The organism is Ruegeria arenilitoris, from assembly GCF_013032445.1.
GTDB classification, from domain to species: domain Bacteria; phylum Pseudomonadota; class Alphaproteobacteria; order Rhodobacterales; family Rhodobacteraceae; genus Ruegeria; species Ruegeria arenilitoris_F.
The window spans coordinates 469,099-486,609 of the sequence record NZ_WQCA01000001.1 but is presented as its reverse complement, the minus strand read 5'-3'; the positions used below and the strand labels follow the sequence as shown (position 1 = coordinate 486,609).

Genomic DNA, 17,511 nt, shown 5'->3' with positions numbered 1-17,511 from the left:
CGTCGCGCTGACGGCCCAGCTCGGATGTGATCGAGCCAAACAGCTCAGGATCACGGTCGGCAAGGGACTGGGTGAAAAAACCGGTATCACGAAGATTGGCGTTCATGGGGGCTCCACATGGCAGGAATTATCTTGCGGATTTCCTATCGGAAACGGCACATCTGCAAAAGCAGTAAAGCGACGATTTGGCCCGCTGTGGCGTCAAGACTGGCCTATCGGGGAAAGGTATGTTTGTTTCGGAACCAAATGTGCAAGACCGGAAACCGGAAAAGATGACGAAGAGAATCGCCTTTCTCGCCAGCGACGCCAAAGTGGCGCAAACTGCGCGGGACAGCCTTGTGAAACTTTATGGCAATGCCGCCCCCCGGGATGCGGATGTCGTGGTCGCCCTGGGCGGTGACGGGTTCATGCTGCACACACTGCACAACATGCAGCACCTCGATACACCTGTTTATGGCATGAATCGGGGCACCATCGGGTTCCTGATGAATGAGTTTCATGAGGCCGACCTGATGGATCGTTTGGCAGATGCCGAAGAAGAGGTGATCAACCCTCTGGCGATGCAGGCCATGGATCAGTCCGGCAAGCTACATGAAGCGCTGGCCATCAACGAGGTGTCTTTGTTGCGCGCCGGCCCGCAGGCGGCGCGGCTAAAGATCAGCGTCGACGGGCGGGTGCGGATGGCTGAGCTGGTCTGTGACGGCGCCTTGCTGTCTACGCCAGCAGGATCAACGGCTTACAACTATTCGGCGCATGGACCGATTCTGCCGATTGGGTCGGATGTGTTGGCCCTGACGGCAATCGCTGCATTTCGACCCCGCCGGTGGCGCGGGGCGCTTTTGCCCAAGATCGCCAAGGTTCGATTCGACGTGTTGGACGCCGACAAGCGCCCGGTGATGGCAGATGCGGATTCGGTGTCTTTTGCCGATATCGACTGGGTCGAGATCCGCTCGGAACCGTCTATCCAGCACCGCATTCTGTTCGACCCGGGGCACGGGTTGGAAGAGCGTCTGATCTCGGAACAGTTCACCTGAAGCTTTGGGGTCAAGGCTTTTTTCGGCTTATGTGACCCAGTTCACAGGCGTTTGATTCATCTTTTGATAATCTTAACTTGCCCGGAGAACACGCCTAGGTGGGAGTGAGTGGCCACCAAGCGGCGTTGTCGAATAATTGCGCAGTTTTCGCGCCGGCGAGGGTAGGTGGTGCTACGCTCGTTGACCGATCTCCTGGTTTATTTGAGTAAGCGGGCCCCGGGTACAAAAACCCGGGGTCAATTTCTTTGGTTGGGTTAGTTTATACGGTCTTAACCATTCTGTCCCAAAGCGGCAGGCACATCTGACCTACACGCGCCTCGATTGCGGCGGCGGCATCCACGGCCATATCTTCGCGCCAGCGCCGGGCGGCAATCTGGACGTTGATCGGTTGCGGTCCCTGCGGCAGATCAGCCAACCGCGCTGGAACGCAGGCGGCGGGCAGGCCCAGAAAATTCATTGCATAGGAATACACCGCGCAGCCGAGAACCTCGTGCACACCTTCGGCACCTTCGGTGTCCCGGTCGGGTTTGAAAAATGGCTGCGGCAGGAAGGGAGACAGGACCAAAGGGTAATCCTGCATGAACAGTGACCATTCCCGCGCATAATGGGTGCGCTTAGCCAGCATCTGAACCAGATCGGTGCCGACGATGGGCGGGAATTCCTGAAAATAGACGTCAAAGATATCGCGTATGGTCTCGGACCCCGCGGCCTCAATATCGCCCTTCAGTAGGGTGAGGACTTCACCCATCAGCGTGCGGTATCCCGTTCTGCCGCAATCGAACACGTCGGGCGGGCTGGCCTCTTCGACCTGATACCCCGCATCGATCAGAGCGTCGCGGGCCGTGTCCAGCGCCTTGTCGACCTCAGGGTGCAGGGCATAGCCGAACGTGTCCTTGGTGAAGGCGACCTTGATGGGACCGACCGGCGTTTCTCCGCGCCAGGGCATTGGCACATGGAACGGATCGCGCGGGTCGGCTGCGATAAGGCTGGGCATCGACAGGTGCAGATCGGCGGCGCAGCGTGTGATCAGCCCTTGCACGGACATGGATTGCGCCAGAAGTCCACGCTCGGCCTGTTGGCTGGGATTCCAAGCGGGTACGCGGCTGAGGCCGGGCTTTACCGTGACGGCCCCGTTGGCGGCGGCGGGAAAGCGCAGGCTGCCACCAATATCGTTGCCATGGGCCAGCGCACCAATTCCGGCCATCACGGCGGCGCCAGCACCCCCCGAAGACCCGCCGGGTGAGATATGCCGTCCCCATGGGTTATGCGTGCGGCCGTGCAGCAGATTGTCGGTGTCGGCCCGGAACGAGAACTCGGGCGTGTTGGTCCGACCGACCACCACGGCCCCTGCGTCTTGCAAGTTGCGTACGACGGGCGCGTCATCAGGGGCGATCACGTCTTTCAAAGCCACGACACCGTTTGACGTGGCGTGGCCCTTTTGATCGACGTTGATTTTTATGGTCACGGGCACGCCATGCAGCGACCCTGTCGGCGCTCCTTTCGCCCGCGCCTGATCAAGGCCGCGCGCACGTTCCAGCGCATCTGCGCTCAGATCCTCGACCACCGCGTTCAGGTCCGGGTTAACCTGATGCATCCGCTCAATGGACGCGCGTACGGCGTCTTCGGCGCTCAGGTCTCCGCTGCGGGTGAGGGCGGTCAGGTCGGTGGCGCTCAGTCGCCAGATGTCGGAATGTGTCATGCGGCCTCTTTGTCTTGGTCAGACAGTAGGGGCCTTGGTCCCGGTTGCAAGGGAAAGGCGCATAGCGGGCGATCAGAGACCGCCCGCAGCGCGTTTACTGGGCGTAGCCGATGGATTTCAGCGCCACGGTGATCTCGTCCAGAATGGCCGGATCGTCGATTGTTGCGGGCATCTTGTAGTCCTGACTGTCCGCAATCGACACCATCGTGCCGCGCAGGATTTTGCCCGAGCGGGTCTTGGGCAGGCGATCCACCACGACCGCCTGTTTGAAGGCGGCCACCGGGCCGATCTTTTCGCGGACCAGCTTGACCACATCCTGCACGACCTCACCGTGGTCACGGTCGCAACCTGCGTTCAGGCACAGGAAACCAACCGGCATCTGCCCTTTGAGCTGATCGGTCACACCAATCACGGCGCATTCGGCCACGTCGGGGTGGGCGGCCAGAACCTCTTCCATCCCGCCGGTGGACAGGCGGTGGCCCGCGACGTTGATCACGTCATCGGTGCGCGCCATGATATAAAGGTATCCGTCCTCATCAATCATGCCCGCATCGCCGGTTTCGTAGTAGCCGGGGAAGTGTTCTAGGTATGAGCTTTTGAACCGCTCTTCTGCGTTCCACAAAGTCGGCAAGGTGCCCGGAGGCAGCGGCAGTTTGACCGCAATCGCGCCCAGTTCGCCCGGCTTCATCGGGTGGCCGCCTTCGTCCAGGATCTGCACGTCATAACCCGGCATCGGCTTGGCCGGAGAGCCCAGCTTGACCGGCAGTTCCTCGATCCCCAGTGGGTTACCCGCGATGGCCCAACCGGTTTCCGTCTGCCACCAGTGGTCGATCACCGGAACCTTCAGCGCATTCTGAGCCCATTCGATCGTATCGGGATCGGCGCGCTCACCTGCCAGATACAAGGCGCGCAGGTTGGACAGGTCGTATTTCTCCAGCATCTCGCCCTTGGGGTCTTCGCGTTTGACGGCGCGGATGGCAGTGGGGGCTGTGAAGAAGCTTTTGACCTTGTGCTCGGAAATCACCCGCCAGAACGTGCCCGCGTCGGGGGTGCCGACCGGTTTGCCTTCGAAGACGATAGTGGTGTTGCCATGGATCAGGGGTGCGTAGCAGATGTAGGAATGCCCCACGACCCAGCCCACATCGGACGCCGCCCAGAATACGTCGCCGGGATCGACATCATAGATGTTCTTCATCGTCCAGTTCAGCGCAACCAGATGGCCTGCGGTCGGGCGCACGACACCCTTGGGCGCACCCGTGGTGCCCGAGGTGTAGAGGATATAGGCCGGATCGTTGCCATCCACCGGAACGCACTCCGCCGGTTCGACGCCGTATTGGAACCCGTGCCAGTTATAGTCACGCCCCTCGACCAGCTGCGCTACTTCCTGTTCGCGCTGGAAGATCACGCAGAAATCGGGCTTGTGGCTGGCCATGTCGATGGCGCCGTCCAGCAGGGGTTTGTAGTGCACGACGCGGCCCGGCTCCATCCCGCATGAGGCGGCGATGATTGCCTTGGGTTTTGCATCGTCAATCCGGACGGCCAGTTCGTTGCTGGCAAAGCCGCCGAATACCACCGAATGCACGGCGCCAAGACGAGCGCAAGCCAACATTGCCTCAAGCGCTTCGGGGATCATCGGCATGTAGATGATGACCCGGTCACCTTTTTCGACACCCTTGGCCCGCAGAGCGCCGGCCAGGTTGGCCACGCGGTTGCGCAGCTCGACATAGGAAATCTCGCGCTTGGTGTGGGTGATCGGGCTGTCATAGATGATGGCCGTCTGCTCTCCGCGGCCGTTTTCGACGTGGCGGTCCACCGCGTTCCAGCAGGTGTTGACCTTGGCATCGCAGAACCACTCATACATCGGCGCGTTGTCGTCAAACAGTGCTTTGGTCGGAGGTTGAACCCAGTCGATCCCTTTGGCGGCCTCCATCCAGTATGCCTCTGGATCGGATTTCCAGCTTTCGTAAACGTCCTGATAAGCCACGTTGGTCTCCTCCTTAAATCCCTTGCGCAGTGTGTAAGGTGGGTAGGGGGGCACACACAAGCGAGGGACATAACGGGGCGTCACTTTATCGCAAAATCTTTGCAGGATACGCCGAATTCGCCTGCAAATTTTTGCAAAGTGTTTTAAGAGGGCAAAGTTGCGCGTCTGGAGAGGAGGCTTTTGCAAATCTGCAAAGTTAGGCGTGCAAAGAATCACTGACGCCCGGGATTTGCTCAGGTGCCGTCGCGGGCACCCGAGCCCCTGTTTTCGGCGTTAGCCGTAATGCGCCACCGGCGTTCCGGCAATGGCGGCCATGTTCAACAACCCGCGGGCCGTGATGGATGGGGTCACGATATGCGCCTTGTTGCCCATGCCCATCAGGATCGGCCCGACTTCCAGTCCGTCAGCTTTCATCTTCAGGATATTGCGCACACCGCTGGCCGCATCTGCATGGGCGAAGATCAGTACATTTGCCGTGCCTTCCAGGCGCGAGTTCGGGAAAATCCGCGACCGCAGCTCTGGGTCCAGCGCCAGATCGAGGTTCATTTCACCTTCATAGGTAAAGTCGCGTGGTTCGGCATCCAGGATCTCCAGCGCGGCGCGCAGACGTTTGCCAGAGCCTTCGGCCTGATTGCCGAATTGCGATTGCGAGCAGAAGGCGATCTTGGGTTCGATACCGAAACGGCGCACGTGGCGCGCGGCCCCGAGTGTGGATTCGGCCAGTTCTTCGGGTGTCGGCAATTGCCGGACATGGGTGTCGGCGATGAACAGGGGTCCGTCCTCGAGGATCATCAGGGACAGCGCGCCGTGCGGGCGCAAGTCGCCATCGGCCAGAACCTGTTGCACATAGTTCAGATGCCAGCGGTATTCGCCGAAGGTACCGCAGATCAAGCTGTCAGCTTCTCCCCGGTGCACCATGATGGCGGCAATCGCAGTGTTGTTCGTTCGCATGATCGCCTTGGCCAGATCGGGCGTCACGCCGCGGCGCTGCATAAGCGCGTGGTACGAGTTCCAATAGTCATAGTACCGCGGGTCATCCTGCGGGTTCACGATCTGGAAATCCTCACCGGGGCGAACCGTCAGGCCCATCCTCTCGCACCGGGCGCTAATAACGTCGGGACGGCCAATCAGGATAGGTGTTTCTGTGGTTTCCTCCAGAATGGCCTGCGCGGCGCGCAGCACGCGTTCATCTTCACCCTCGGCAAATACGATCCGGCGCGAAGCGACTGCGGCAGCCTCGAATACAGGCCGCATGATCAGAGCGGATTTGAATACGGTCTGGTTCAGGCGTTCTTTATACGCCTCGATATCGTCGATCGGGCGCTTGGCGACGCCGCTGTCCATCGCTGCCTTAGCCACGGAGGAGGACACGACGCCTACCAGACGCGGGTCAAACGGTTTCGGGATCAGATAATCCGGGCCGAACGTCAGTTGCTCGCCCTTATAGGCCGCAGCGGCTTCGGCGCTGGTGGTGGCGCGGGCCATCTCGGCGATACCGTCCACGCAGGCAATCTGCATCTCGTCGTTGATCTCGGTTGCCCCCACATCCAGCGCGCCCCGGAAGATAAAGGGGAAACACAACACGTTGTTGACCTGATTGGGGAAGTCGCTGCGACCAGTGGCGATGATCGCATCCGGTGCGACCTCGCGCGCGGCCTGCGGCAGAATCTCGGGCGTCGGGTTGGCCAGCGCGAAGATGATCGGGCGCTTGGCCATTTTCTCGACCATCTCGGGCTTGAGCACATTGGGGCCGCTGAGGCCCAGGAATAGGTCGGCATCGCCAATCACGTCATCCAAAGTGCGCAAATCGGTTTTCTGTGCGAACTGGTCCTTGTGCGGGTTCATATCTTCGGCACGGCCTTCGTAGACCAATCCGTGAATGTCACACAGCCAGATATTCTCTCGTTTGACGCCCAGTTTGACCAGCATCATCAGGCAGGCAATGCCCGCCGCGCCACCGCCGGTCGAGACGACTTTGACATCCTCGAACTTCTTGCCTGCCACATGCAGCGCGTTCTTCGCGGCCGCGCCGACCACGATGGCAGTGCCGTGCTGATCGTCGTGAAAGACCGGAATGTTCATCCGCTCACGGCACAACTTTTCAACGACAAAGCAATCGGGGGCCTTAATGTCTTCCAGATTGATGGCACCAAAGGTTGGCTCCAGCGCGCAGACGATATCGGCCAGCTTTTCCGGGTCGGGCTGATCGACCTCGATGTCGAAACAATCGATGCCGGCGAACTTCTTGAACAGTACCGCCTTTCCCTCCATCACCGGTTTCGAGGCCAGCGCACCGATATTGCCCAGCCCCAGAACCGCCGTGCCGTTCGAGACAACCGCCACCAGATTGCCACGCGCGGTATAGCGTTCCGCGTTGGATGCATCCGCCTTGATCTCGAGGCTGGCCTCGGCCACACCGGGTGAATAGGCGCGCGCCAGATCACGACCGTTGGCCATCGGCTTGGTCGCCTTGATTTCCAGCTTCCCGGGTTTTGGATGGGCGTGGTATTCAAGCGCGGCCTGCCGCAAACTGGGTGTATCCGACATCGAAATTCAGCTCCCTTCTGAAATTTGATTTAGCCTTAAACTAATTTTTTGGGCTTGGCTACGCTGCGTCACTTAAGAACGCAAAGCGGGCCGATTTGCCGCTGTGCTTGATTTCTGTCGCAAAACATTTACATTCCCGCAACTTTCGAACCCACCCCGTTTGCATCGAGAAAACCTGCATGAGCTATCAGAAAAACGTCGAGACGGTCGCACACCTCTCGTCGAACAAAAGCAAATTTGGATCCGTGCTCAGCGCGGCCATTGTTCTGGGCATAGTGATCCTGTGCGCCATCTCGCTGTGGCCGATGCAGGCAGCGGAGTTTAACCAAGAGGGTGGCCTGATCGAGACCGGCTCGGCCGCGGCGTTGCTGGCCGCTGGTTTGGTGGCGCTCTACCGGTATCGCGGGATCAGCCGCCTGTATATTGGCGTGGTTCTGCTGTTGCTGGCGGAACGAGAGCTTGAGGCCGATATTTATGCGGTGGACAGCACGCCTTACTTTATTCTGAACGGTCTGGATGGCCTGCTGGATATGACGGTGGTACGGGTGGTGCTAGCGGTGATCGTGTTGGGCGGTCTGGTTTGGCACGGAATCCCGAACGGATGTCGAGCGTTCAAAGAACGGGCACCGTTTCTGCTGGTGTTCTTTCTGGCCGGTATGTGCGCTGTCATCGCGCAGGGGTTGGAAGAGGTCAGCAGCGCCATCGGCGCCGAGATGACAGCCGTCATGGCGACCCGTCTGTTCGTGCTGGAAGAAACGCTCGAGATGTTCTTTTCGGTTGGCATTTTGGCCGCCGTTCTGATCGGATGGCCGAAAGCCAAGGCCGATGAGACCATCCATGAACAAACCGCACGCCCAGACCCAAGCTGAATTCCGCCTGCCGACGCAGGAATTGCGCGACGACATTCCGTTCTTCACCAAGGTTCTGGGGATGCGGATGGACATGATCTATCCCGCCGACGATCCGCGCATCGCTGTGTTTTCGGGCCACGGCCTGCGTCTGCGGATCGAAAAAGACGCGCCCGAACCTCCCGGAACATTGCGCATCCTGACAGAAAGCCCGGATGAATTCGCGGGTGGTCAGCGCAGCCTTGTGGCCCCCAACGGCACCCGAGTGGAGATCGACGAGTTGAACCCACCTCTGGTCATGCCGGAGACGGTCCATTCTTTCGTGGTGCGCAGGCTCAAGGACCAGGCGCCTTGGATCATTGGCCGGGCCGGGATGCATTATCGCGATCTGGTGCCGGACCGGCTGGGTGGCTCGATCATCGCCAGCCATATTCGCATTCCGGACGGTGGGCCGGTTCCTGATATGGTGCATTTCCACAAGGTCGGGTTTCAGCTGATCTTCTGCATCCATGGCTGGGTCGATGTGGTCTACGAGGATCAGGGTGAGAAAATGCGCCTGACTGCGGGAGATTGCTTTATCCAGCCGCCGGAAATCCGCCATCGTGTGCTTGAGGCCTCGGACAATGTGCAGGTGATCGAGATCGGCGTGCCGGCCGAACATGTCACCGAGATCGATCATGAGATGGACTTGCCCACACCACACTACCGCCCGGAACGGGAATGGCAGGGCCAACGGTTCGTCTTCAATCAGTCCCAAGGGGCCGAATGGGGCCCGTTCCGCCTGCCGGGCTATATCTGTCGCGACACGACCATTGCCGAGAACACCAATAGTGTTGCCGGGGTGCAGGTCGTGCGCAAAGGGCAGGGCGATCCGGTCTGGGCTGCTCATTACACGGATATCCACTTTACCTTTGTAATGAATGGGGAAGTCACGCTGGAGGGTGAAGGCCGCGATCCGTTCCGGCTTGAACAGGGGGATGCTTTTGTCATTCCGCCCGGTATGCTTACCCGGCTGGCCGATCCCTCGGACGATGTTGAACTGCTCGAAGTGACCCTGCCGGGCACGTTCAATACGACGCTGGGCTAAGGAATCTGTCGCTCGGGGCTTCAACTCCCCGGATGGTTTCATTTAGGGTATGTCTTTCTGACCAGATGATCAAAAATTGGGGAATCGCCATGACTTTGAAAGACGCCGCACTGTCCGTCCGCGAGAAAGCATATGCGCCCTATTCGAATTTCAAAGTTGGCGCGGCGATCCGGTCGGCCTCGGGCGAGGTTTATTCCGGCTGCAACGTCGAAAACGTGGCCTATCCCGAAGGCACCTGTGCCGAGGCTGGCGCCATTGCCGCCATGGTCGCTGCGGGCGAACAGAGCCTGACTGAGGTTTACGTGGTCGCGTCCTCTCCGCAACCGGTGCCGCCCTGTGGGGGGTGCCGCCAGAAGCTGGCCGAATTCGGCAAGCGCGACGTCAAGGTGACGCTGGCCACGGTCGACGGGGCCGAGTTTGAAACCACCATCGGTGACCTGCTGCCTGGCGCGTTCGACGCCTCTCATTTGGAAGACATCTGAGCCCATGGACGCCCGTTCGATCATCGCAAAGCTGCGCCGGGGGCAGGTGCCCACCGGTGAGGAACTGACATGGTTCGCGCAGGGTCTGGCCGATGGCGGCGTCAGCGACGCGCAGGCCGGGGCCTTTGCCATGGCCGTTTGCATGGGCGGGTTGGGTGCGCAGGGGCGCGCTGATCTGACCGTGGCCATGCGCGAAAGCGGCGATGTATTGAGCTGGGATTTCGACGGTCCGGTGATCGACAAACACTCGACCGGAGGGGTGGGCGACAGCGTTTCTCTGGTGCTGGCCCCGGCACTGGCTGAACTCGGCGCATATGTTCCGATGATCTCGGGCCGTGGGCTGGGGCACACCGGTGGCACGCTGGATAAACTGGAATCCATTCCGGGCGTCAGCACGCAGATCGGGCAGGAACGTCTGACCCAGATCTTGCGCGACACCGGCGCAGCCATCGTCGGTGCAACGGGGCAGATTGCCCCCGCGGACAAGCGACTCTACGCGATCCGCGATGTGACGGCGACGGTGGAAAGTCTGGACCTCATCACCGCGTCGATCCTGTCCAAGAAACTGGCCGCCAGCCCCGAGGCCTTGGTGCTGGACGTCAAGGTTGGCTCTGGCGCGTTCATGAAGACGCTTGAAGATGCCTGCAATCTGGCGCGGGCCCTTACGGAAACGGCCAATGCCGCGGGGTGCAGGACCTCGGCCGTGATCACCGATATGCACCAACCTTTGGCCCCGGCGCTGGGCAACGCGCTGGAAGTGGCGGAGGTGATGAAGGTTCTGACCAGGGCGCATTATGAACCGCTGGCCGAAATCTCGGCCGAGTTGGGCGGGGTGCTTCTGGCCGATGTTGGTATGTTCGCAACCGCTGATGAGGGGCGCGACAAGATCACCGACGTTATCCGCGATGGTCGTGCGGCTGAACGGTTTGGCCGTATGATGGCCGCGGTCGGTGGACCCTTACAGTTTGTCGATAATTGGTCCCGCTACTTGCCCGAAGCCAGTGTGATCCTTGAGGTGCCCGCTGATACCGGCGGCTACGTCACTGAAATAGATGGCGAGGCGCTGGGCCTCGCCGTGGTCGCGCTGGGCGGCGGTCGGCAGGTCGAAGATGACGTGATCGATCCGGCGGTTGGTCTTTCGTGCATTGTCCGGCTGGGTGACAGGATCGAAAAGGGCGCGTCTTTGGCGGTGGTCCACGCTTCCCGTGAAGATGCTGCGCGGCAGGCTGCCGATGCAGTGAAAAAGGCCATTGTGATTGGCCCGGATGCAGGGCCGATGCCGACACTTGTGCACGAGAGGATCACGCAATGACCCGTACCTTTCTTGTGGTGATGGACTCGGTCGGAATTGGCGGCGCGCCGGATGCAGATCGGTTCTTTAACGGCGAAACCCCGGATACTGGCTCCAACACCCTGGCGCATATCGCGCAAGCCTGCGCCGAAGGCCGGGCAGAGGAGGGGCGCTCTGGCCCTCTGCACCTGCCCAACCTCGATGCGCTGGGACTGGGGGCCGCGACGCGTTTGGCTTCGAGCGCAGAAACGCCGGGATTACTGGCCGAACCCGCGGGCCTTTGGGGCTGCGCGCGCGAGCATTCGCGGGGCAAGGACACGCCCTCGGGCCATTGGGAGTTGGCCGGGCTGCCGGTGCCGTGGGATTGGCATTACTTCCCGGACACGACGTCGTCCTTTCCCGCCGATCTGAGCCGCGCAGCTGCAGAGGCCGCAGGAACCGATGGCATACTAGGTGATTGCCATGCCTCGGGCACGGCGATCATTGCCGAATTGGGGGCCGAGCACATGCGCACCGGCTGGCCGATCTGCTACACTTCGGCCGACAGCGTGTTCCAGATCGCCGCGCATGAGGAGAGCTTTGGTCTCGACCGCTTACTGAACATGTGCAAGGCGCTGGCCCCGCGTCTGCATGAGATGAAAGTCGGCCGAGTCATCGCGCGGCCTTTTGTGGGAACGTCCGAACAGGGCTTCACCCGCACCACCAACCGCAAGGACTTTGCCATTCTGCCGCCCGCGCCGGTCCTGACGAACTGGGCGCAGGATGCCGGGCGCCGCGTGCACGCGGTGGGCAAGATCGGTGACATCTTCTCGATGCAGGGGATCGACACCCTGCGCAAGGGTTCGGATGCCGAGCTGATGGGTTACCTGTCCGATTTGGTCAATGAGGCCGAAGAGGGCAGCCTGACCTTCGCCAATTTCGTCGAGTTTGACAGCCTCTATGGTCACCGCCGCGATATCAGCGGATATGCCCGCGCGCTGGAGTGGTTCGACCGTGAGATCGGCACGATCCTGTCGCGTCTGCGCCCCGGCGACCTGATGCTGTTGACCGCCGATCATGGCAATGACCCCAGCTGGATCGGAACCGATCACACGCGCGAACAGGTTCCTGTTCTTATTGCCGGGCGGGGCGCGGGTCAGATCGGCGCGGTTAATTTCACCGACGTGGCCGCCAGCATCGCGCACCATTTGGACATTCCGGCGCAAGGACCGGGGAAGAGTTTCCTATGACAGTCGCAGACCTGCCCAAGATCGAGCTTCACCTGCACCACGAGGGCGCGGCCCCGCCTGCTTTTATCCGTCAGCTGGCGCATGAAAAGCGCATCGATCTGAGCGGGATTTTCAAGCCCGACGGCAGCTATGACTTCCGCGACTTCGCGCATTTCCTCAGCGTTTATGAGGCCGCCTGTGAAGTGCTGAAAACGCCCGAGGATTTCCGTCGCCTAACGCTGGCGATCCTCGAAGAAAGCGCCGCCAACGGAGTGGTTTACTCAGAGACCTTCCTCAGCCCCGATTTCTGTGGAAGCGGTGACCTGCATGCTTGGCGCGATTACCTGAATGCGATTCAGGACGCGGCGGATGAGGCCGAGCGCAAGTTTGATATCACCCTGCGCGGTGTCGTGACTTGCGTGCGCCATTTCGGGCCCGAGCAAGCCAAGCGCAGCGCCCATTGCGCCGCCGAGACGGCGGGAGACTGGATCACCGGCTTTGGCATGGGTGGCAACGAATCCGTCGGCACGCAGGGCGATTACAAGTGGGCCTTCGACTGCGCCCGAGAGGCTGGGCTGCGCCTGACCACCCATGCCGGTGAATTCGGCGGGCCGGAAAGCGTGCGCGATGCGGTGCGCGATCTGGGGGTGGAGCGTATCGGCCACGGCGTCCGAGCCGTTGAAGACCCCGACCTGATCCGGGAACTGGTCGACCGTGAGGTGACACTGGAGGTTTGTCCGGGCTCGAATGTGGTTCTGGGCCTGTTCCCCGATTTCGCGACGCACCCGATTGCCCGGTTGCGCGACCATGGGGTCAACGTCACAATCTCAACCGACGACCCGCCGTTTTTCCACACCACCATGCGGCGCGAGTATGAAATGCTAAGCCAAGCCTTTGGTTGGGAGGCCGAAGACTTTACTGCCCTAAATGAAACGGCCCTGAACGCGGCCTTCTGCGATGAAGAGACCCGCGCGCGGGTCAAGAAAAGACTGGAGAGAACATGAGCGAACACCTGACCGTCGTTGACCACCCGCTGGTGCAGCACAAACTGACGCTCATGCGGGACAAGGGCACCTCGACCGCCGTTTTCCGGCAGTTGCTGCGCGAGATCACCCTGCTGCTGGCCTATGAGGTCACGCGCGAGCTGAAGCTGACCACCCGCCGCATAGAAACCCCGATGGAGGAGATGGACGCCCCCATTCTGGCAGGCAAGAAACTGGCGCTGGTGTCGATCCTGCGGGCCGGCAACGGGATGCTGGACGGAGTACTGGAACTGGTCCCCTCGGCGCGTGTCGGGTTTGTCGGGCTCTATCGTGACGAAGAGACCCTGAAGCCGGTGCAGTATTATTTCAAGGCGCCCGAAGGGTTGAAGGACCGTCTGGTGATTGCCGTTGATCCGATGCTGGCCACCGGCAACAGCTCGGCCGCGGCGATTGATCTGCTGAAAGAGGCGGGCGCGACCGATATCCGATTCCTCTGCCTGCTGGCCGCGCCCGAGGGTGTGGAACGTATGAAAGAGGCGCATCCGGATGTGAAAATCGTTACCGCATCTCTGGACCGCGAGTTGAATTCGAAGGGTTACATCATGCCCGGTCTTGGCGATGCGGGCGACCGGATGTTCGGAACCAAGTAACGCCTACTCTCCGCAGATATTTTGCAGCCGGACCCAATCGCGGTCCGGTAGAACCTGTTGCAAAGGACGGCCCGCCATCGGGTCAGCCTCGATCAGGCCCAGCACCGTCTCACCGGTGACATCCATCGCATAGGCATAAGGTGTCGACGGTAACGCGGCCTGCGCGAATACGGCCAGAAGATCGTCATCAGGCAAGGTCGGGCGCGGTTCGGCCAGCACCTGTTCGGTGTAGTTGTCGACAATCTCGGGCGTCAGTTCTCCGGTCGTCAGCAGGCGGAAGGCGGTTGTGACACCGGTGCGATCCAGCAACTCGTCCAGCGGATCCTGCGTCTGCGCCCGGGCGCGTTCGGCGATGATGTACCCAGCCGCGACCGAGGGGTCTTCGTGATCCTCGACCAAAGCCCGGTTCAGCAGAACGATGCCGCCTGGCAGGCTGAGGCTGTCTTGCACCCCGGCAGGCAGAATGATGACTTTTCGCACTCCGGTACGTGCGGCCAACTGGTCCAGCGCCGCCTCTGCATCCTCAGACGTGCAGGCTCGCCCCGAAACCCGCTCGATCCGGTGCAGAATCGCGTTGCCGATATCCTCGCGTTTAATCTCGGGCACGACCGAGACGACGTGGTTTTGCAAAGCCGACGGCATCCACAGCAGCAACAGCGCGGCCACGGCGGCCACCACACCCGCGACGCTGAGCCAGCGCAACCGCCCCGGATGGGGTCGCGCCCGGTCGATGGCCCGTTGCAGGCGGTCGATAGCCTCGATCATCGTGGTTTCGGAATCCTCCAGTTCCAACGTTTCATCCGGGTCGCCATCGGGGTTGAAGATCGCGGGGAACACACCCGGGTTCTGCCGTTCCAACGCGGCCAGAGACCAATGGGTCAACGCCTGTTCGTTGAAGTCCGAGATCGTCAGCGTAGCCTCACCAAGCGACACCACCACCTCTCGCCGCTGCGCATCGGGCGAGGGGCGCCACAGACCGGTGGCTTCGATCCGCTGGTACTGTTTAAGTGCCGTTTTCAAGATGAGGTATGCTCGTGATTATTTTGAGTTAGCTTAGCATGGTAAAATCCAAAGGCGCAAACCTGTTGCGCGCGGATTGTTAAATGTGCTGGATAACACGATGCGCGGCACTTAACGCCGCTTTGTAACCGGGGCTTTGAATGCAAGCGGAAAGTCAGACTTCACCGGTTTTGGCCTCGGTTCTGATGGTCAGTGCCATGGCCATCATCGGGGTGATCGACAACGTGGTAATCCTGCTGGCCGACACAATTGGCCTTTGGCAATTCCACCTGAGCCGCGCCCTGCTGATGTTACCGCTGATCGGTGGATTGTCGCTGTTAGGGATGGGCAGTTTGCGCCCGCAACGGCTGGGGCCTGTGATCCTGCGCAGCGTTCTGATCACACTGGCGATGCTGTTCTACTTTGCATCACTCGCGCTGATGCCGATTGCGCAGGCGCTGGCGGGGTTATTCACCTCGCCGATCTTCGTGCTGCTGATCTCGGCCCTTGCAATGGGCCAGAGGATCGGCCCGTGGCGCATTCTGGCCGTTCTGATCGGGTTTGCTGGTATTCTCTGTGTGTTGCAGCCCAATCCCCATGAATTCGATACCCAAACCCTGCTGCCGGTGGCCGGAGGACTTTTCTACGCGCTCAGTTCGATCATCACACGCAGCCATTGTGCTCAGGAAAGCACTGTCGCGCTGTTGGCGGCGATGATCACTACCCTTGGGATGGCCGGAGCGATAGGCCTGATCGTGTTTTCGACCCTGCCGCATTCCTTCCCCGATGGTTTTGTGACGCGGGGGATGGTCTGGCACATGCAACCGGCGCTGTTCTGGATCGTCGTGCAGGCCGTTGGATCGACGATTGCCGTTTTCATGCTGATCAAAGCCTATCAGATTGGTGAGACCTCCTATGTTGCGGTGTTCGAATACTCGGTGATGATCTTCGGTCCGCTCTTCGCCTGGGTCGCGCTGGGTCAGGTGATTGGTGTCATGCAGATTGCCGGGATCGGGTTGATCGCCGCAGCCGGAGCGTTGCTGGGCTGGCGATCAAGGCGCGCAGCCGCATTGGAGGACACAGCGTGATCATCTCGCGTGGGCGGCGCTATGTGTTCGTTCACATCCCCAAGACAGGCGGTACGTCGCTGGCGCAGGCGCTGGAACAGCGGGCGATGAAAGATGACATCCTTATCGGAGATACGCCCAAAGCCGTGAAGCGCCGCAAGCGGGCCAAGGCGCTGAAGGGCAGGGGGCGGTTGTGGAAGCACTCCACGCTGGCGGATATCGACGGGGTTCTGTCGATTGAAGAGTTACAGTCCCTGACCACGTTCACCCTTGTACGCAACCCATGGGACCGGATCGTTAGTTACTACCACTGGTTACGTGAGCAAAGCTTCGATCACGCCGCAGTTTCGCTGGCCAAGTCTTTGCCCTTCAATCAGTTCGTTCTACACCCCGACATAGGGCGATCTTTCCGGTTGAACCCCGCGCGCCACTACATGACAAGGGCTGATGGGGTTGAACAGTGCCGATTTTTCATCCGGCTTGAGCGCTTCGAAGAGGACGCTTCGCCTTTGTTCGATCATCTTGGATTTCAAATAAACTTGCCTCATCTCAACCGATCTGCACGAGCCAAGGATTATCGCCGATCCTATTCTGATCAGACGGCTTCTGTGGTGGCCGAGATTTGCGCAGAGGACGTTGCCAGATTCGGGTTCGCCTTTGATCCGGCGCTTGGTTCATAGTTTCCAATTAAATCCCAATGGCATCAGAAAGGGATCTGTTGTCTAGGTTTTGAGTGTTTGGTGGGCCCAGAATGACCCAAATGGGGCCTCAATATGTCAAAATTAAGTCACGCATCCCGACCCTGTGGTACTAACTAAGCTTAGTTTTTTGTGTGTAATAGTTGGGTTGGTTCTTGTTGAAAGTAGAGAGTGTTATAGATTTCGCAGAACGGTCCGAGTACCAGAGTAGCGCAAAACCACAGGCTGTGCTGAACGCTCGCCGAGGTGGTCTGGTGCACGGAACCAAAGTTGCGACAAGGGCAGGCTGGAAGCTTGTCGAAGAGCTTCAGGTCGGTGACTTTGTTCGCACTGTGGACAACGGTTTCAGGCCGGTAAACCGTATTTCGGAAGATTGCATTACAGTGCCGCACGGCGAAACCAAGGCCGAGTGCATGCCGGTTTGTGTACCTTCAAACGCGGCCTATAACGGGCGTCCAGTCTGGCTGATGCCAGAGCAAGGTGTCGTACTGGATAGCACCAAGCTGGGTCATGATCCGGTCACATCGCCAGCCAGAGAGCCGATCGTTTCGGCAAGGCTTCTGGGCGGGGTTTTCCAGATCACCCCGGATGTGCCCGCGACATGTTTTGACGTCACTACCCTCTTCTTCGATCAGGATGAGGTGATCTTTATCGAAGGCGGATTTCGGGCCTTTTGCCCCTCGGGACGCTTTGGGATTGGCCACCAATCCGGTGGTGCGTCGTACGAGGTTGTCACAGCTGAGGTTGCTGCGGATTTGATTTATCTGACCGCAAGACGCGGCGATATTGGTGTTCTGGCAAATTCGCTGGGCTCGCTGCCCGCGCCGGTCTTTGATCATCCGATTGTTCCGGTGAGGCCGGTCAGGGGCGCGCGTCGGGCCGGGCGACCGGGGCGGCCAGTGATGATGATCTGAACGGGAAACTATCTGAACCT

The 17,511-nt window shown here is 60.3% G+C and carries 15 protein-coding genes; 11 read left to right on the top strand and 4 right to left on the bottom strand.

The annotated features are described in order from the left end of the window. Positions 1-272: 272 nt before the first annotated feature. Positions 273-1,034: an NAD kinase gene (locus GOW98_RS02335; RefSeq protein WP_254437875.1), complete on the top strand. Its 762-nt coding sequence runs from the start codon at positions 273-275 to the stop codon at positions 1,032-1,034. 259 nt (positions 1,035-1,293) lie between these two features. On the opposite strand, the gene GOW98_RS02330 is transcribed toward GOW98_RS02335, so the two are convergent. From GOW98_RS02330 to GOW98_RS02320, 3 genes are all read right to left on the bottom strand, one after another. After that, positions 1,294-2,733, bottom strand: coding sequence for an amidase family protein (locus GOW98_RS02330; RefSeq protein WP_170329435.1), 1,440 nt, complete (start codon positions 2,731-2,733; stop codon positions 1,294-1,296). A 94-nt stretch (positions 2,734-2,827) separates the two neighbouring features. After that, positions 2,828-4,717: a propionate-CoA ligase PrpE gene (gene prpE / locus GOW98_RS02325; protein WP_170329434.1), complete on the bottom strand. Its 1,890-nt coding sequence runs from the start codon at positions 4,715-4,717 to the stop codon at positions 2,828-2,830. Positions 4,718-4,990: 273 nt separating this feature from the next. After that, complete coding sequence (locus GOW98_RS02320) at positions 4,991-7,264, bottom strand: NADP-dependent malic enzyme (RefSeq protein WP_170329433.1); 2,274 nt, start codon at positions 7,262-7,264, stop codon at positions 4,991-4,993. Positions 7,265-7,443: 179 nt separating this feature from the next. Here GOW98_RS02320 and GOW98_RS02315 point away from each other — a divergent pair, with 179 nt between their 5' ends. From GOW98_RS02315 to upp, 7 genes are all read left to right on the top strand, one after another. Continuing rightward, positions 7,444-8,133: a hypothetical protein gene (locus GOW98_RS02315; protein ID WP_170329432.1), complete on the top strand. Its 690-nt coding sequence runs from the start codon at positions 7,444-7,446 to the stop codon at positions 8,131-8,133. Further along, positions 8,102-9,199 (top strand): cupin domain-containing protein, encoded by a 1,098-nt coding sequence (locus tag GOW98_RS02310; protein WP_170329431.1) that lies wholly within the window; start codon positions 8,102-8,104, stop codon positions 9,197-9,199. Before GOW98_RS02315 ends, GOW98_RS02310 begins: the two co-directional genes overlap by 32 nt. A gap of 89 nt (positions 9,200-9,288) precedes the next feature. Further along, positions 9,289-9,681: a cytidine deaminase gene (locus GOW98_RS02305; RefSeq protein ID WP_170329430.1), complete on the top strand. Its 393-nt coding sequence runs from the start codon at positions 9,289-9,291 to the stop codon at positions 9,679-9,681. Between the two features lie 4 nt (positions 9,682-9,685). Continuing rightward, positions 9,686-10,993, top strand: coding sequence for a thymidine phosphorylase (locus tag GOW98_RS02300; RefSeq protein ID WP_170329429.1), 1,308 nt, complete (start codon positions 9,686-9,688; stop codon positions 10,991-10,993). Then, positions 10,990-12,201 (top strand): phosphopentomutase, encoded by a 1,212-nt coding sequence (locus tag GOW98_RS02295; protein ID WP_170329428.1) that lies wholly within the window; start codon positions 10,990-10,992, stop codon positions 12,199-12,201. Before GOW98_RS02300 ends, GOW98_RS02295 begins: the two co-directional genes overlap by 4 nt. Continuing rightward, positions 12,198-13,184, top strand: coding sequence for an adenosine deaminase (locus tag GOW98_RS02290; RefSeq protein WP_170329427.1), 987 nt, complete (start codon positions 12,198-12,200; stop codon positions 13,182-13,184). The genes GOW98_RS02295 and GOW98_RS02290 overlap by 4 nt, the downstream gene beginning before the upstream one ends. Further along, on the top strand, positions 13,181-13,813 hold the full coding sequence (gene upp, locus GOW98_RS02285; RefSeq protein ID WP_170329426.1) for a uracil phosphoribosyltransferase: 633 nt from the start codon (positions 13,181-13,183) through the stop codon (positions 13,811-13,813). The genes GOW98_RS02290 and upp overlap by 4 nt, the downstream gene beginning before the upstream one ends. A gap of 3 nt (positions 13,814-13,816) precedes the next feature. On the opposite strand, the gene GOW98_RS02280 is transcribed toward upp, so the two are convergent. After that, entirely contained in the window at positions 13,817-14,833 is a 1,017-nt protein-coding gene (locus GOW98_RS02280; protein ID WP_170329425.1) for a hypothetical protein, read from the bottom strand. A gap of 140 nt (positions 14,834-14,973) precedes the next feature. On the opposite strand from GOW98_RS02280, the gene GOW98_RS02275 reads away from it, so the two are divergent. From GOW98_RS02275 to GOW98_RS02265, 3 genes are all read left to right on the top strand, one after another. Further along, complete coding sequence (locus tag GOW98_RS02275; protein ID WP_170329424.1) at positions 14,974-15,900, top strand: DMT family transporter; 927 nt, start codon at positions 14,974-14,976, stop codon at positions 15,898-15,900. Continuing rightward, entirely contained in the window at positions 15,897-16,559 is a 663-nt protein-coding gene (locus GOW98_RS02270; RefSeq protein WP_170329423.1) for a sulfotransferase family 2 domain-containing protein, read from the top strand. The genes GOW98_RS02275 and GOW98_RS02270 overlap by 4 nt, the downstream gene beginning before the upstream one ends. 272 nt (positions 16,560-16,831) lie before the next feature. After that, positions 16,832-17,491 (top strand): Hint domain-containing protein, encoded by a 660-nt coding sequence (locus GOW98_RS02265; RefSeq protein ID WP_367646787.1) that lies wholly within the window; start codon positions 16,832-16,834, stop codon positions 17,489-17,491. Positions 17,492-17,511 lie beyond the last annotated feature (20 nt).